This is a genomic window from Flavobacterium anhuiense (genome assembly GCF_001705175.1).
Classification (GTDB): domain Bacteria; phylum Bacteroidota; class Bacteroidia; order Flavobacteriales; family Flavobacteriaceae; genus Flavobacterium; species Flavobacterium anhuiense.
This window is the reverse complement of the sequence record NZ_CP016907.1, coordinates 3,898,909-3,915,203: the sequence shown is the minus strand read 5'-3', so window position 1 is coordinate 3,915,203 and position 16,295 is coordinate 3,898,909. Positions and strand designations below refer to the sequence as shown.

Below are 16,295 nucleotides of genomic sequence, written 5' to 3'. Positions count from 1 at the left end.
TAATGGGCTTGTATTAGAAAAGATCGTTTGCTGTGATGCTCTTATCGTGTTTTGTATATTCTACAGGACGTTTCGCAAAGAAATCATCTAGACTGTTTGCAAAAACCTCTTCTTCAAACCAGGTCATTTTTGAATATTCTTCTGGAGAAACATTAAAAATAGTTTCGATATTGATTTGTTTCAAGCTCTCGTCAATTCTAAATTTCATGAAGTTTACCAAATCTTCTTTGTTTATGGTCTCAACAGCACCATTCTCGAAAATCCAGTCTAAAATATCAGCTTCAACGCCAATTGATTCTTTAACTGTTTCTCTTACCAATTCCAGAGTTTCTGAATCAAAATATTCTGGGAATTCTTCACGGATTTTATTGATGATATAAATTCCTCCATTGGCATGAATCTGCTCATCGATTGAAGTCCAAGCAATAATATTGCTCACGTTTTTCATATATCCTTTGAATCTGGTAAATGACAACAAAATGGCAAACTGACTGAATAATGAAACGTTTTCAATTAAAATACTGAACAGAATCAAAGAAACCATATATTTTCTGTTGTCCTGAGATTTAGTGTCTTTCAGCACATTTGAAAGATAATCTACACGTCTGCGTATTACAGGAACATCCAATAATTTTTCGAATTCGTCATTATAGCCTAAAACTTCCAGCAAACGGGAATACGCTTCTGAATGTCTAAACTCACATTCTGCAAAAGTAGTTCCTAAACCGTTGAATTCTGGTTTTGGAAAATGCTCATATATATTACCCCAAAAACTTTTTACAGCTACCTCAATCTGCGCGATTGCCAACAAACTATTTTTGATCGCTGTTTTTTCAGCCAGATTTAAATGTGCATGAAAGTCTTGCGTATCGGCAGTAAAATCTACTTCAGTGTGTACCCAGTAAGCTTTATTAATCGCTTCGGTAAATTGCAGAACCTCAGGATATTCAAAAGGTTTATAATTGATTCTTTTATCGAAAATTGACATAATATATAGAGTTTTAAGTGACTATTTTGAGATAGGAATGCGAGCGCTCAAGTTGGGGAGTGGTATTAGCGTGATTTCTATAATTACAAATTTAGCCCACAGTTATTCTTTTGTCTAGTTTTAGATGTTAAAAATCTGTCCAATTATCAACAGTTTTAAAACTTCAAAAATTTGTGATTTTATAAATTTTATCAACATGAAAATCTTAATCTGTAATTCGCAATGAACTAGCATTTTCCCTAAAATTAAGGTGGGGTTATCAACATGAAAAATTGAGTTTTTCGGGGTTGGAAACCAAAACAGTTATCAACATTCTCATTTTGGAAATAGAAATTTGAAAGACAATTCCAATTGAAAAAAACGCTATTTATTAATAATTATTCTAAATAACTATTATTCGGCAAAAAACACAATCACCTTTATTACAAATACTTATCACTAAAACAGGCTATAAAAAAAGTAATCATACACAGAATGCTGCCTAAAAATATCAGAACGGCAATAAATATGATTGCGTTTACGCTTTAAAGAAAAAAGATTGCAAAAACCTACTTTTACTTTTACGATCCTTGAGTATTAATAAAACTCAATCGTAAATCTTTTTTACTGTAAATTATTCTTGCATTAAGAATATTAATTTTTACATTTGCTTTTATTTTTATTTATTCTAAATAGAGTGAAAATATTCTCAAAAATAAATTGATCTTGTACAATTCAATAACTATAAATTATCCAAATATGAAAAAGAGCCTTTTTGTTTCTTTTGCATTTGCTGCTTCATTGTTTGTTAGTGCTCAGCAAAAAAACTCGCTTTTAGACGCAGCTTTCTGGAAAACTTCACCAACTGTTGAAACGGTTCAGGCAGAAATCGCTAAAGAAAATAATCCAGCTGAAGCCAATGCCAATGCATTTGATGTTACGACATTAGCGATTAATAACGATGCTCCTTTTGCAACTATCAAATTCTTAGTTGAACAGCCTGGAAACTCAGTCACAAAATTAACTCACGACAATCGTATTTATCTGCATTGGGCTGCTTATAGAGGCAATGCCGAATTGGTACAATATTTAATAGACAAAGGTTCTGATGTAAATTTTGAAGATAGCCACGGAACAGCTCCTGCTGATTTTGCTGCTTCAAACGGACAATCAAATCCGGCTCTGTATGATTCTTTTTTTAAAGCTGGTCTTAATCCGACGAAAAAATATGCTAATGGTGCAAACCTTTTGCTTTTAGCTATAGCCTCTGACAAAGATTTAAAAGCTGCAGAATATTTTTCTACTAAAGGAATGTCTTTAAAGGATGTTGATAATGATGGAAACACAGCTTTCTCTTATGCCGCGAGATCTGGAAATATTGCTCTTCTGAAAAAACTTTTAGAAAAAGGAATTAAACCAACAGACACCGCTCTTTTATTTGCTGCACAAGGAAGCCGAAGAGAGACAAATACTCTTGAAACTTATAAATATTTGGTTGAAGAAGTAAAAATTAAGGCTACAGCTCAAAACAAAGCAGGACAAAACGTATTGCATATTTTGGCTGGAAAACCAAATCAGACAGAGATTATTCAATATTTCTTAGCAAAAGGAGTTGATCTAAACAAAGCCGACAAAGAAGGAAATACTCCATTAATGGCTGCTGCATCTGCAAGAGAAACGGGAGTTTTAGAACTTTTCCTTCCAAAAGTTAAAAACATCAATGCTCAGAATCTGAAAGGAGAATCGGCTTTGACTTTTGCTGTTAGAAACGGATCTCCAGAAGCTGTAAATTTACTTTTGGACAAAGGTGCTGATGTAAATGTAAAAGACAAAGACGGAAACAACTTAGGCGTTTATTTAGTACAATCTTATCGCCCGGCAGGAAGAGAAAAAGCTGCAATAGATCCTTTTGATGCTAAGGCAAAATTACTTCAAGATAAAGGTTTGGACTTAGCAGCTCCTCAAAAAGATGGAAACACTTTATATCATTTAGCCATTACTAAAAATGATGTTTCGATTCTTAAAAAAATTACCGATTTAAAAGTAGACATTAATGCTAAAAATAAAGACGGCTTAACAGCTTTACACAGAGCGGCAATGACTTCTAAAGATGATGCTATTTTAAAATATTTAGTTTCTGCAGGAGCTAAAAAAGACATCAGCACAGAATTTGACGAAACGGCTTACGCTTTGGCTAAAGAAAACGAAGTACTTACCAAAAATAATATCTCTGTTGAGTTTTTAAAATAACTTTTAGATCGTTATGAGTTTTGAGTTATAAATTATGAGTTAAAAATGAAGCTCATAAATAATTCAAAACGCAATACTCATAACCTATAATTCATAATTCATAACTTATTTTCATGAAATCAATATTAAAAATTGCTCTTACAAGCGCTTTTATCTTTTTAGTTTCTTTCCAATCTCAGGCACAATCTAGCAAATACAAGGTTATGCTTCAAATGAATAACTACATGGGAGAAGGTGCTTATATTGTCGTTTCTTTAGTCAATTCGGCTGGTGAATACGAAAAAACGCTTTATGTAATGGGCGATGACAAAAAATGGTACAAATCATTAAAAGAATGGAATAAATTCCATTCTAAGAAAAACGAAGACATAAGTGCTAAAACAGGTGCTTCTGTGACTGGCGGAGATCGCAGTGTAACGACAATCGAAATAGAAAATTCTAAAATCAATAAAGGGTATAAATTGCGTTTTGAATCGGCTGTAGAAGATCAGAAATACTATGTAAGCGATCTTGAAGTGCCGCTTACAACTGAAGGTTTGGCTGAAAAAACAGATGGTAAAGGCTACATTAAATATGTAAGATTAAACAAAATATAATCTTTAGCACATTATTTTTTAACCTTATAATGGGCACAAATTTTATTTTTGTGCTTAGAATTAAAATCTGAGCTTTGTCATTGTTGTAAACTTTGGCAAAGCTTTAAACGTTTTTATAATAGAATACACTCCATGACTCTTTCTTTCTGGCGTTACGCACACTTGGCTCTAGCCTTATTTTCTTCTATTTTTTTGCTTTTGGCTTCGGTAACCGGAATTATTCTAGCGATCGATGCGATTCAGGAAAAAACAGTTCCGTATAAAGCTGAAAATTTTAATGAAATAACTCTGGGCGAAACGTTGCCAATTCTAAAGAAAGCATATCCAGAAATCACAGAATTGAGTGTAGATTACAATCAATTTGTAACACTTCAGGCAATTGATGCAGACGGAAACGACGTTAAAGCATACATTGATCCCAAAACGGGAAAGGCACTAGGAACTCCTGCAAAGAAATCCGAATTCATAAACTGGATAACGAGTTTGCATCGTTCGCTATTTCTTCATGAAGCAGGTCGTTTTTTTGTGGGTGTAATCTCTTTTTGCTTATTGCTAATTTCCATTTCGGGTTTTGTGCTGGTTTTAAAAAGACAGCGTGGCATTCGAAATTTCTTTTCTAAAATAATAAAAGAATATTTCGCTCAATATTATCATGTACTTTTAGGAAGATTGGCTTTAATTCCGATTTTAATTATTGCACTAACGGGAACTTATTTATCGTTGGAAAGATTCAACTTTTTTATGGGCGAAGAAAAAGCAAAACCTGTAAAAGCAGAACTTTCAGAAAAAGCAAAAACAGTTTCAATTTTCACTACCACTTTATTATCTGATGTAAAGAAAATCGAATTTCCTTTTACAGATGATCCTGAAGAATATTACATCATTGAATTGAAAGACCGAGAAATTGAAGTAAATCAGGTTACAGGAGCTGTAATTTCTGAAAAACGTTCGCCAATGACGGCGCAATTTGCAGCATTAAGTCTTGATCTTCATACAGGAAGAATTAACGGAATTTGGGCTGTTATTTTGGCAATTGCCTGCATTAATATTTTATTCTTTATTTATTCAGGTTTTGCTATTACTTTAAAAAGAAGGTCAAGCCGAATTAAAAATAAATATAAAGCTGAAGAAAGTACTTTTATTATTTTGGTAGGCTCAGAAAATGGAAGCACTTTCCGATTTGCCAATGCCATTCAGAAACAATTAATTGATCATGGCCAAAAGGTTTTTGTAAGCGAATTGAATAAATTTTCAGTTTATCCGAAAGCAGAACATATTATCGTTTTTACTTCAACTCACGGTTTGGGAGATGCGCCTTCAAACGGAACGCAATTCAAAACATTACTAGAAAAACAAAATCAAGAGCAGAATATTAATTTCTCTGTCGTTGGTTTTGGTTCAAAATCATATCCAGATTTTTGCCAGTTTGCTATTGAAATAGATCAGCTTTTAGGAAAACAAAAGTGGGCAGACCGCTATTTAGATCTGAAAACTGTAAATGATAAATCTGCTGTTGAATTTGTAGAATGGGTAAAATTATGGAGCGAAAAAACGGGAATTCCGTTGGCGACAACTCCGTCATTATATAACCACGTTCCAAAAGGTTTACAAAAATTTATGGTTTTGGATAAAACACCAATTTCTGAAACCGAACATACTTTTATCCTGACTTTAAAATCTAATGCCAGAACTAAATTTAGCTCAGGCGATTTACTGGCAATTTATCCTGCCAATGATTCTAGAGAACGCCTCTACTCTATCGGAAATCATTCTGGCAATATTCAGCTAGTTGTAAAATTGCATCCAAACGGATTGGGTTCTGGATTTTTGAATGCTTTAGAACCTGGAAATGTAATTAAAGCTCAGATTATTAAAAATCCTGCTTTTCATCTTCCAAAAAAAGCTCCAAAAGTGGCTTTTATTTCTAACGGAACTGGAATTGCTCCTTTCTTAGGTATGATTGAACAGAATAAAACAAAACAAGAGCTTCATCTCTACAGCGGATTCAGAATGGAAACGCCAACACTAATGGCTTATAAAAAGTTTTCTGCGATCATGATACAGAAAGAACATCTGGAAAATTTCCATATTGCATTATCTCGCGAAGCAGAGCATATTTATGTAATGGATTTGATTAAAAGAGATGCTAATTTCTTCGTGAATGTATTGAAAAAAGATGGTGTCATTATGATTTGCGGTTCTCTTGCAATGCAAAAAGATGTAGAAAATGTTCTAAGTGAATTATGTTTATCAAAAGGATTAAAAACACTCTCTGAATACAAAGCCAATAAACAATTTGTGACGGACTGTTATTGATTGTTGATTTTAGATTTTAGATTTTAGATTTTAGATTTCTGATTCTTGATTTTTGATTTCTAATTTTCAACTTTTGACTTTTGACTTTTGACTTTTGACTTTTGACTAAATTTTTATGCATAAACTATTCTCATATAAAATTTCATTGTTTTTTCTAATTGCTTGCTGTTTGTCTGCACATTCACAGGTATTGCGAAAAAGAACTACGCTTTTGATGGGAGGACGTTTTGATATTTCGATTGTAGACAAAGATTCTATCTCAGCAGAAAAAAATATAGATGAAGTTATTGCTGAAATTACACGAATTGAAAATCTAATCTCCGATTGGAAACCAACTTCTCAGGTTTCTGAAGTCAATCAGAATGCTGGAATAAAACCTGTAAAAGTGGATCGCGAAGTATTTGAATTGACTAAAAGAGCCATCAAACTTTCTGAAATTACCAATGGCGGTTTTGACATCAGTTTTGCGGCAATGGATCGAATCTGGAAATTTGACGGCTCGATGACCGAAATGCCTTCGGGGGACGCCATAAAAAAATCGGTTGAAAAAGTGGGCTATAAAAACATTATCTTAGACAGTACAGAATCGACCATTTTCTTGAAATTGAAAGGGATGAAAATTGGTTTTGGCGCTTTGGGAGAAGGTTACGCAACTGATAAATGCCGCGCCATGATGATTGCAAAAGGCGTTCAAGCTGGAATTATAAATGGTTCTGGAGATATGAGCACTTGGGGAAAACAACCCAATGGAAAAGACTGGAAAATCGGAATTACAAATCCGTTTAAACCTGAAAAGATTTTGGTCGCAATTCCGCTTAAAGAAGGTGCTGTCACAACCTCGGGCAGTTATGAGAAGTTTGTTGTTTTTAACGGAAAACGTTATTCGCATATTATAAATCCAGCAACGGGTTATCCTGCCACTGGGTTATGTAGTGTAACTGTCTTTGGCCCAAATGCAGAAACCGCTAACGGATTAAGCACTTCGATGATGGTTTTAGGTCAGAAAGAAGGTTTGCTTCTACTTCAGAAATTTCCCGATTACAGCTGTATTCTGATTACGGATAAAGGGAAAATTGTAAAGTCTAAAAACTTTCCTTATAAGTTATGAATCGTGATTTATGAATTACTTCCAGCTAAAGCTGGAGGCAATTCATAAATAAGCTTTTACTCTTAGCTACCGATAGTTATTGGCATTACGAGATTATTTTGACTACATTAGCAATAGAACGCTTTGCGTAAACAGTCTGCGAAAAATTCCTCACTTGATTTTTTTACAATTAGAATTTTGAAGCAAATTCTTTTGCAAAATCTTCTAATTTGATTTTACCTGTTGCATTTCCGTCATTTTTTAGAAAATCGGATGCAATGGTTTCGTTTCTTAATCCAGTTCCCATTTCGGTATATAAACCTGCCATTTCTTCTGGAACTCCGGCTTGAGTCATTCCGCCAAAATATTGTTCGTCTGTAAATTCAATCCAAGGAAGTTCTGGTTTTCCAATAGCCGTTCCAAATGCTTTTACAATTTCTGAAGGTGTTTTTACATCACTAATAATGTAACGGATGTTTTTAGCTTCTGTAGTTTTTTGTAATTCTTCGGCAGCTGCGTTTGCAATATCTTCTGGATGAACTAACGGAATACGGTTTGACGCTGGGAAATTTGCTCCCATAATTCCTGCTCCTTTTATCATCGGAATATCATTAAAGAAATTGATGTAGAAATATCCAGCTCTTAAAAAGGTAATTGAAGCGTCTAATTTTTCATAAATCTTCTCAATGTTATGCAATCCTGCAATGGGTCCGTTTCCTGTTGGCAAATCGGCACCAATACTGCTTAACATAACCACTCTTTTAATATTGGCTGTTTGCATTGCTTTCGCGAAAGCGGCACCAGCATCTGTAGTATTCTTAACAATATTTACTCCGCCCATATTTGGAGGTGTCATGGCAAAAAGAGCATCTGCACCTGCAAAAGTTTTAGAAAGAAAATCGGCATCATTAACTGATCCGATTGCGGCTTTTGCGCCTAAATCTTCAATAGCAGATTTTCTGTCTGCATTACTACTGATAACGGTTACATCGTGTCCTGATTGTACCAATTGTGCCGTTAATGGCTTTCCTATGTTTCCTAATGAACCTGAGATTATAATTTTCATCTTTAAATATTTTTTTATTAACAAGACAAAGGTATCTTTGTGCTTACTTTTATACAAGTACTTACCCTAAAGTATGTATTATGACCGCAATTAAAGAATCGTCTACTATTCAGGAAAACAAGCAGTATGCATTGGAAAAATGTCCCGTGACTTTTGTTATGGAAAAAATTGGAGGCTACTGGAAACCTATTATTTTATATCATTTATCGACTGGAGATAAACGTTATAGCGAATTAAAAAGAGCTATTCCGGCCGTAACAGAAAAAATGCTTATTCAGCATTTAAAACAATTAGAAGCAGATGGATTGGTTATTCGCGAGGCAAAACCTGTTGTACCGCCATTTGTAACGTACAGATTAAGCATTGCAGGAACTGGTTTAATGCCTGTTATTGATGCTATGGCTTCATGGGCTTTTAAAATGAAAGACGGTCTCTATAACATTTAATAGACACCGTCTTTTCAAAAAACAAAAACTAATTAACTTAACTTTTTAAATATGAAATTGATCAGGCATCAATTTCACTAGTCGACTTAATTTATTTGTATTGAATATTGCTTAGTTTTAATTCTGTTTAATAAAAACCAAAGCTTCTTCGTAATTGGCAATTTGTATAAGAGCATTGTAAATGTATTTTGACACCAATGCTCCACCATCTGAATTAATCAGTTCAATATCATCATCTGGCGTGTGGTATTGCGGATGTCCGCCTGTATGAAACCCAACTGCCGAAATAGATTCTTTGTAGAAAGAAACATGATCTGAACCACCAACGTCTCCTGCGTGAATGACGGGATTTAATCCTGAGTTTTCTTGCAGTTTTTTCATTAATTCAACTCCATTCGGAAAAGTTCCTGCTCCGCCCATATAAAGCTCTTTTTTATCGTTCAATCTTCCGACCATATCCATATTAAGCATTACTTTTACAGCTTCTTTTGGAACGGGAAGATGATTTACAAAATATTTGGAACCAAGCAATCCTTCTTCTTCTCCGCTAAACGAAATAAAAATGATGCTTCGTTTAGGTTTTACTTTTTGCTTTGAAATTTCTTCTAAGATGCAAAGCAAAGCCGAAACTCCAGACGCATTATCATCGGCACCGTTATGAATGGCAAAAGCTTCTTTCTTTTTACTACCAGAACCTTGTCCGCCCCAACCCCAATGATCGTAATGCGCACCGATTACGATGTATTCGTTTTTCAAAGCAGCATCTGAACCTTTAATATAGCCTACAACGTTTTGCGTTGCTACGCTATCCGATTTCATTTTATTGATGCCTTCTTTGACAAATACTTTAAAAGGCTGATAATAACTATCATTGAATTGCCGTAAACCATATTTCTTAAAATACTTTTTGATATATGCAGCTGCATTGTTATTTCCTTTAGTTCCCACAAAACGACCTTCCAATTTATCAGATGAAAGATATTTGTCATGTTTGTAAAAAGTCTTAGCCATTTGTGCATTCACGAAAGTGTAGCAAAAAAATAAAGTTGTAAAAAGAAGTTTTAATTTCATATTTAATTATCTATAAATGAGACGCGGATGAAACGGATTTGCTTTGCAAAAACGCTGATTTTTACTGATTTAAATTATTTTTTTAACACATAGAAACATAGCTTACAATAACTCTAAAAAGGCGTTTCACTAATTTAAATACACATAGCTATGTGTTAAAGCTAGCTTTTTCTATAATCTTAAACTGAAGCAATAAAAATCTATGTTTCTATGTGTTAAAATTAAATATCTGTGTTTATCCGCGTTTTCACGAAGTGAATCCGTTTTATCAGCGTTCTATTATCTTATAAATCAAAAGAAGTATGTTTAATATATTTTCGATCATAAGTATACAAAACGTGTATTCTCTTGTCTGCGGTCTGGATTATGGCTGGATAGCTGAATTCTCCTTTTTCCTGTTTTTCCAGATCAAATAGTTTCGTCCATTTTAAACCATCTTTAGAATATTCAACATCCAGAATATTTCGTCCGTTAAACCAGTCTTTTCCCATCGGAAGTGGATTGTTTACGAGTAAAAACAGATTTTTATTAACTGTTAAGGCATCAATTCCAGAATTAGAATTAATCACATTTATGGTATTAGTTCTAATCCAGCTTTTGCCATTATCTCCCGACCAGCTAGAAACCACTTTATTATGCTTGCTTCTAGACAGCATCTGAAGATCAGTAGAACTATGAATCAAAAATGTCGGCTGAATAATATCAAAATTTTGATTGTTTTCTACCGCTATTTTCTTCCAAGAATCTGTCGCTTCTGTGTATTCTTCCACATGCACACGCCATTGGTCTGTGTTGACACTTTCGGTACTGCTTCCGCATAAAATTACGCCTGGAGCAGTTTCGATAGGTTTGTTTCGTATTGGGCCTAAAATTCCGTCTGGAAGATATTTTGGTTCTCCCCATGTTGTTCCATTATCTTTTGAAACCTTCATAGCACCAAACCATTCCCTCGGATTTTTTCCAATTTTATAAAACAAATACAAATTCTGACTTTTGCTTTTAAATAAAACTGGATTCCAACAAGGAAGCGTATCTCCGTTTTTAATTAAGGGCTGAATCAGCTCTTTAGGTGTAGACCATTTTTTGTCTTTATAAGCCGAGATGTAAATTCCGACATCTTTTGCTCCTTCATATTTTCCACCAAACCAAGCGGCTAAAATTTCGTTGGGCTTATATTCCACCAAAGTTGAGGCATGACTACTAGCTGTAACAGTCGGATCTACAATATAACTGCTTTCGATATTTACAGCCTTTAATTGTGCCTTTGTTTCATTAGAAAAAAGAAATAAAGCAAACAATGCTGCAACAGTATATTTTGTCTTTAAAATCATTTTATTTTAAAATTATTAAACACATAGAAACATAGATTTTTTGTTTTTACGAAAAGAATAAAGAAAGAAACTAGTTTCTAACACATAGCTATGTTAAAGAAAAATTTTTCTCTTTGCTTTTCTTTTTAGACACAGAACCTATGTTTCTATGTGTTAAAATTAAACTTGCTCACTTTCACACAAAGGGAAATTGCTAATTATGAATTAAAGTTGGGGCAAAAATTCACAGAGCTTCATAAAAAACAAAAGGAGAGTTGCCTCTCCTTCTGCTCAAGTAACAAATCGATTGATCTTTTACTTTACCAAATTAATTATTTTGTGTCCCACCAAAGTCTTGTTCCACCTGAATCTGGACCTCCTAATTTAGAAACTCCATCTTCTACAGCAGCTTTGTTTGATGAGTACTCATTTGTAGTGTAAATAATTCTTTTCATCAAAGATTTACCAACTCCAGCATCTGGATTATCAGTGTTTAAAACTGGATAGATTACTTTAGCGTCGCTTCTTCTTAAATCTGCCCAAGCCTCCCAAGATTCTGGGAAAATGGCTAAGTATTTCTGAACTGCAATTTGAGTTCTCTGATTAGCAGTAGATGCAGACCAAGCAACTGGCAATTTCACAGGAACGTCTTGCAAATCTAAAGTTGGGTACAATGTCAAAATGTTTGGCAATGTTGGCAATGTAGAACCATTGATGTAAGCATTAACAGTTGTAGGATCAGTGATTCCCCATTGTGCAAGAGATAATCTAATACCTGTTTCATACAAAGTCTTAGCATCTCCGCCCATGTTCCATCCATTTAAAGCTCCTTCTGCTCTACTTAAGTAGTTTTCAGAAGCCATAAAGATTTCAATATTTTTAGTTTCGCTAAGTGTATTAGCTGCACCATTTCCTAAAACATCATTGTTAAATTTAGAGAACTCAGTAGTTCCAAATTGATCTTCTAGGCCTCCAACTGGATTTCCTCTATAAGCACCTGTAGAAACTGGGGCAAACCATTTTGATAAACGTGGATCGTTGTAACCTACTAAGATACTTTCCATAGAAGCTGTCATTACATAACCCCAGCTATTAACAATCATGTTTAAATTGTTTGGTGTAATGTTACTTGCTTTAAAGAATGCGCTCTGATCGTTTGTCTGCATAACTCCAGCAGCTACTGCCGCTTCAGCTTGAGTTTTTGCAGTTGCAGGTTCTTTATCAGAAATTCTTAAAGCCAAACGTAATCTCATACTGTTTCCAAAGATTCTCCATTTGTCAACACTTCCTGCATAAACTCTATCATTTGGGGCAAGAGAGGCAACTGAAGTTGCAGAAGTAGAAGTTAGTGTTGCATTTGCTTCGTCTAATAATTTAAAGAAATCTGCATAGATAAATTCTACACTGTCATAAGGAACTTTTTCTTTTCCGTTTCCTGCTTCAGTGTAAGGAATTGGTCCGTAAGCATCAACCATTTGGTTGTACATGAAAACTTTCCAGATTTTTAATACTGCAGTCGCTTCTGCATTTCCTTCAGATGCTTTAAAAGCATTTGCTAAAGCTGGAGCCGCAACGGTGTAAAATCTTGTCCATCCTCTACCTTCGTATCCGTTTACGAAAGCATTTCTTTCTGTTCCATACCCACAGTTTAAGTAGTGGATGAATGTTGACGATAAAATACCTGTCGCGATACCCCAAGTACCTTGATCATCTACACCTGGAGACGAATAAGACCCATTGTGGATACCTGCATAAAGTGCAGATGCAAATGCTGGCCCTGCCAACGTTGGATCTAATTGACTTTCTGTAAGCGAATTAGGATCTGTATTTATTTCCTCGAAGTCTTTTGTACAACTAGCAAAAGTAGACAGCATCGCTATAGCAAGTCCTAGTGTTTTTATTTTAAAACTATATTTCATGATATCTCTTTTTTAATTAAAATCCGAATTTAACATTAACTCCATAATCTCTCGTTGAAGGAATGTTGAAAGATTCTATCCCTTGTAGGTTTCCTGTACCTGCTCCTGCTTCTGGATCAAAGTACTTCGCTTTGTTTAAGAAGAAGAACAAGTTTCTACCTACTAATGAGAAATCGATGCTTGTAAATCCTGAGTTACCTAATAAACGTTTTGGCATTGAATAACCAAAAACAAGTTCTCTTAATCTGATGTTTGTAGCATCATAAACAAATGGTTCTGCAATTGGAGTTCTTTGACCGATTGCTGTCCAGTATTGCTCAGCATTGATGCTTGTTGTGTTTGGAGAGTAAGTTCCGTTTCCGTTATCTACCACACCATCCACAATGATTCCGCCATTTCTTCCTGCTAAAGTAATATCGCTTACCCCTAAACCAGCTTGTCTCGCTTGAGTGTATGAAATCACTTCACCTCCAATTCTGAAATCAACTAAGAAGCTTAAAGAGAAATCTTTGTATTTGAAGTTGTTTTTGAAACCTGCAGTCCAATCTGGATTAAAGTTACCAGCACGAACATCAAAACCATTTGTCGCTAAAGGAATACCAGCACTGTTTACAAGAATTTGTCCAGCATCATTTCTTTGGAAACCTTTGATGTATAAATCACCATACTCACCACCTTGAACCACTTTACTTCTCACTAAACGCCCTTCACCAAGAACTAACTCATCTCTTCCTTCAAAGATAGATTTTACTTTTGACTTATAAGAAGCGTAATTAGCTGTAACATCCCATGTAAAGTTTTCTGTTTGAACTGGCGTAGCAGTAAGCGTGAACTCGATACCTTTATTCTCGATATCTCCACCGTTTACGATTGCTCTAGAATATCCAGAAGACTCAGGAGTGTTGATATAGAAAATTTGGTTGTTCGTTAACGTTTTAAAGTATGTGAAATCTAAACCTAAACGGTTGTTGAAAAATCTAACATCGGCACCAAACTCAGAAGAAGAAGAAATCTCTGGTTTTAAGTTTGGATTTGCTTTTGTGCTTTGTCCGTATAACATACCACCGTTTCCTCCGATGTATGAATATCTTTGTTGTGTCTGATAAGGATCTGTATCGTTACCCACTTCTGCATAAGAAGCTCTTAATTTTGCAAAACTAATTACTTCTGGCAATGTAAACATATCAGAAAGAACAGCTGAAAGTCCGAAAGATGGGTAGAAATAATCTGTTGGCAATGTAGAAGACCAGTCATTTCTAGCTGTTAAATCTAAGAATAAGTAGTTTCTGAAACCAATTTGACCAAATCCGTAAATAGAATTAATTCTTTTTTCTGAAGCTGTAGAAGTAGATTGAACTGTCTGAACGTTTGATAAAGCAAAGAAGTTTCTTTTGCTTAAAACTCCTCCAGAAGTTAAAGCTGAACTATTTTGCTGCAATGAACTCGCACCAGCATTAAGACCAACAGAGAAATCTCCGAATTTTTCATTGTAAGAAAGCAAAGCATCTACGTTTAATTCGCTTACTGTTTCATAAGATTCGCTATAAGAACCTAAGTTGCTGTTGAAAGCTGCAGTTGCGTATCTGTTTCTTACGTTTTTGTTTGTCATTTGGTCTAAACCAGCTCTACCTTGTAAACTTAATGTTTTTGTAAACTCATATTTAAGAGAAGCTAAACCAATAAATCTATTTCTTTTATCTGTACGGGCATCATCTCTTAAAGCAGACCAGAATGGGTTTCCGCCTGGCGCTCCCGTTTCATCAAGGAAATAGTTCACTTGTCTTTGTCCTGCAGCATCAAAATATTCGAAATCTTTATAATCGTTGTAAGCGATACTACGAGGCAATAAATAAGCAGATGTTCCGATAGACTCTTCTCCTGTTCTCAATAAGTTATCGATATCCTGAACAATGTAGTTTGTTTTTACATCCAAAGATAATTTATCAGAAATCTTGCTCGTCAATCTTAAGTTAAGATTGTGTCTGTCCATTTGGTTTCCTCCAACAATACCTTCAGCACGTGTGTTAGTATAAGAGAAATAACCTTGCGCTTTTTCGTTACCAGCAGTAACTGTCAAAGTGTTTGCCAAGTTATAACCTGTTTTGTAGAAATCAATAACGTTGTTTGGCTGTGGGGAATAGCTTTGTGTAGCTGGCCCAGCATAATTTGGATTACGAACCAACTGCCAAGCAGATACCTGACGTCCGTCTAAAGGTGCTCCCCAGCTTGAGCTTGAGTTAGAAACATAATTTCCGTTTGTTCCTTGACCGTACTCGTTTTGTAAATTCATCAAATTATAAGCTGAAGAAGCCATAAAGTTAGATGATAACGAAACTGAAGTTTTTCCAGATTTACCAGATTTAGTAGTAATAACGATTACACCATTTGATGCTCTAGAACCGTAAAGAGCCGCTGCAGATGGTCCTTTAAGAACAGTCATCGAAGCAATATCTTCTGGGTTAATGTTAGAAATACCATCCGGCTGTGTAGTTCCCCCTGTATCAATATCAGGGTTAGTTGTGGTTGTTCCGTTACTAATTGGCACACCATCTACTACATAAAGAGGCTGGTTGTTTCCGTTAAGAGATCTGTTACCTCTTAAAGTAATTCTAGAAGAAGAACCAACACCATTTGAAGTTGTAGAGAAGTTAAGACCTGCCACTTTACCCGAAAGTGAGTTGGCAACGTTTAATGATCTTGCTTCTGATAACTCATCTACAGAAACGTTTTGTGCAGAATACGTAATAGCTTTTTTCTCTCTCTTAATACCAAGAGCTGTAACCACTACCTCTCCCAACTGCTGCGTATCTGGGCCAAGAGTTACGTTAATGGTAGATTGTGATCCCACAGCAACTTCCTTTGTAGCAGAGCCTACATAAGTAAAAACTAAAACTGCTGATTGATTAGGAACACTAATGCTGTACTTACCATCAAAATCTGATGAAGCACTTGTTTTAGTTCCTTTAACAATAATATTTGCTCCAGGAATCGGAATCCCGCTTTGAGCATCTGTTATCGTTCCTTTTACTGTTGTCTGCGCTTGAAGGTTCTGGAACCCAAAAAGGCATATGACCAACAGTAATTTTAGTACGTTTTTAATCATATTAGTTGTTTTTTTAGAGTTAATAACATGTTAAACTTAAGAATACATTTTGTTAACAAAATATAATTTCGACAAATGACAATTTTGAAAAGGTGTTGGTAAATCTTTGGTGTTTTATTGAAAGAAAACGTTTTCATTTGTAATCCTACTCTGCCTTATAAAAA

The 16,295-nt window shown here is 34.8% G+C and carries 11 protein-coding genes; 5 read left to right on the top strand and 6 right to left on the bottom strand.

Annotated features, from left to right (window positions below; translation table 11 throughout):
* Positions 1 to 13: 13 nt before the first annotated feature.
* Complete coding sequence (locus BB050_RS16720) at positions 14 to 988, bottom strand: ribonucleotide-diphosphate reductase subunit beta (protein WP_066034364.1); 975 nt, start codon at positions 986 to 988, stop codon at positions 14 to 16.
* 738 nt (positions 989 to 1,726) lie between these two features.
* Between BB050_RS16720 and BB050_RS16715 the strand changes: the two genes are divergently transcribed.
* The 4 genes from BB050_RS16715 (at position 1,727) to BB050_RS16700 (ending at position 7,237) form a co-directional block, all read left to right on the top strand.
* Positions 1,727 to 3,217 (top strand): ankyrin repeat domain-containing protein, encoded by a 1,491-nt coding sequence (locus BB050_RS16715; RefSeq protein WP_066034363.1) that lies wholly within the window; start codon positions 1,727 to 1,729, stop codon positions 3,215 to 3,217.
* Positions 3,218 to 3,330: 113 nt separating this feature from the next.
* Entirely contained in the window at positions 3,331 to 3,813 is a 483-nt protein-coding gene (locus BB050_RS16710; RefSeq protein ID WP_066034362.1) for a DUF2271 domain-containing protein, read from the top strand.
* 132 nt (positions 3,814 to 3,945) lie between these two features.
* The gene (locus tag BB050_RS16705; protein ID WP_066034361.1) at positions 3,946 to 6,129 is read left to right on the top strand and encodes a PepSY domain-containing protein; all 2,184 of its coding nucleotides are present in this window, start codon (positions 3,946 to 3,948) and stop codon (positions 6,127 to 6,129) included.
* 115 nt (positions 6,130 to 6,244) lie between these two features.
* Positions 6,245 to 7,237 (top strand): FAD:protein FMN transferase, encoded by a 993-nt coding sequence (locus BB050_RS16700; protein ID WP_066034360.1) that lies wholly within the window; start codon positions 6,245 to 6,247, stop codon positions 7,235 to 7,237.
* Positions 7,238 to 7,406: 169 nt separating this feature from the next.
* On the opposite strand, the gene BB050_RS16695 is transcribed toward BB050_RS16700, so the two are convergent.
* Entirely contained in the window at positions 7,407 to 8,282 is an 876-nt protein-coding gene (locus tag BB050_RS16695; protein WP_066034359.1) for an NmrA family NAD(P)-binding protein, read from the bottom strand.
* Positions 8,283 to 8,362: 80 nt separating this feature from the next.
* On the opposite strand from BB050_RS16695, the gene BB050_RS16690 reads away from it, so the two are divergent.
* A complete protein-coding gene (locus tag BB050_RS16690; RefSeq protein WP_066034358.1) occupies positions 8,363 to 8,728 on the top strand; it encodes a winged helix-turn-helix transcriptional regulator in 366 nt (121 codons plus the stop codon).
* 117 nt (positions 8,729 to 8,845) lie between these two features.
* Here the strand turns inward: BB050_RS16690 and BB050_RS16685 are convergent, their stop codons facing one another.
* The 4 genes from BB050_RS16685 to BB050_RS16670 form a co-directional block, all read right to left on the bottom strand.
* A complete protein-coding gene (locus BB050_RS16685; protein WP_236940348.1) occupies positions 8,846 to 9,799 on the bottom strand; it encodes a M20/M25/M40 family metallo-hydrolase in 954 nt (317 codons plus the stop codon).
* Between the two features lie 284 nt (positions 9,800 to 10,083).
* Complete coding sequence (locus BB050_RS16680) at positions 10,084 to 11,130, bottom strand: sialidase family protein (protein WP_066034357.1); 1,047 nt, start codon at positions 11,128 to 11,130, stop codon at positions 10,084 to 10,086.
* Positions 11,131 to 11,441: 311 nt separating this feature from the next.
* The gene (locus tag BB050_RS16675) at positions 11,442 to 13,028 is read right to left on the bottom strand and encodes a SusD/RagB family nutrient-binding outer membrane lipoprotein (protein ID WP_066034356.1); all 1,587 of its coding nucleotides are present in this window, start codon (positions 13,026 to 13,028) and stop codon (positions 11,442 to 11,444) included.
* A gap of 16 nt (positions 13,029 to 13,044) precedes the next feature.
* A complete protein-coding gene (locus BB050_RS16670) occupies positions 13,045 to 16,131 on the bottom strand; it encodes a SusC/RagA family TonB-linked outer membrane protein (RefSeq protein WP_066034355.1) in 3,087 nt (1,028 codons plus the stop codon).
* Between the last annotated feature and the right edge of the window lie 164 nt (positions 16,132 to 16,295).

Excerpts from the sequence above, each read along its gene's own strand:
- BB050_RS16715 (WP_066034363.1), top strand. The coding sequence starts at position 1,727 with ATGAAAAAGAGCCTTTTTGTTTCTTTTGCATTTGCTGCTTCATTGTTT.
- BB050_RS16720 (WP_066034364.1), bottom strand. The coding sequence starts at position 988 with ATGTCAATTTTCGATAAAAGAATCAATTATAAACCTTTTGAATATCCT.
- BB050_RS16675 (WP_066034356.1), bottom strand. The coding sequence starts at position 13,028 with ATGAAATATAGTTTTAAAATAAAAACACTAGGACTTGCTATAGCGATG.
- BB050_RS16695 (WP_066034359.1), bottom strand. The coding sequence starts at position 8,282 with ATGAAAATTATAATCTCAGGTTCATTAGGAAACATAGGAAAGCCATTA.
- BB050_RS16685 (WP_236940348.1), bottom strand. The coding sequence starts at position 9,799 with ATGAAATTAAAACTTCTTTTTACAACTTTATTTTTTTGCTACACTTTC.
- BB050_RS16700 (WP_066034360.1), top strand. The coding sequence starts at position 6,245 with ATGCATAAACTATTCTCATATAAAATTTCATTGTTTTTTCTAATTGCT.
- BB050_RS16690 (WP_066034358.1), top strand. The coding sequence starts at position 8,363 with ATGACCGCAATTAAAGAATCGTCTACTATTCAGGAAAACAAGCAGTAT.
- BB050_RS16710 (WP_066034362.1), top strand. The coding sequence starts at position 3,331 with ATGAAATCAATATTAAAAATTGCTCTTACAAGCGCTTTTATCTTTTTA.
- BB050_RS16705 (WP_066034361.1), top strand. The coding sequence starts at position 3,946 with ATGACTCTTTCTTTCTGGCGTTACGCACACTTGGCTCTAGCCTTATTT.
- BB050_RS16670 (WP_066034355.1), bottom strand. The coding sequence starts at position 16,131 with ATGATTAAAAACGTACTAAAATTACTGTTGGTCATATGCCTTTTTGGG.
- BB050_RS16680 (WP_066034357.1), bottom strand. The coding sequence starts at position 11,130 with ATGATTTTAAAGACAAAATATACTGTTGCAGCATTGTTTGCTTTATTT.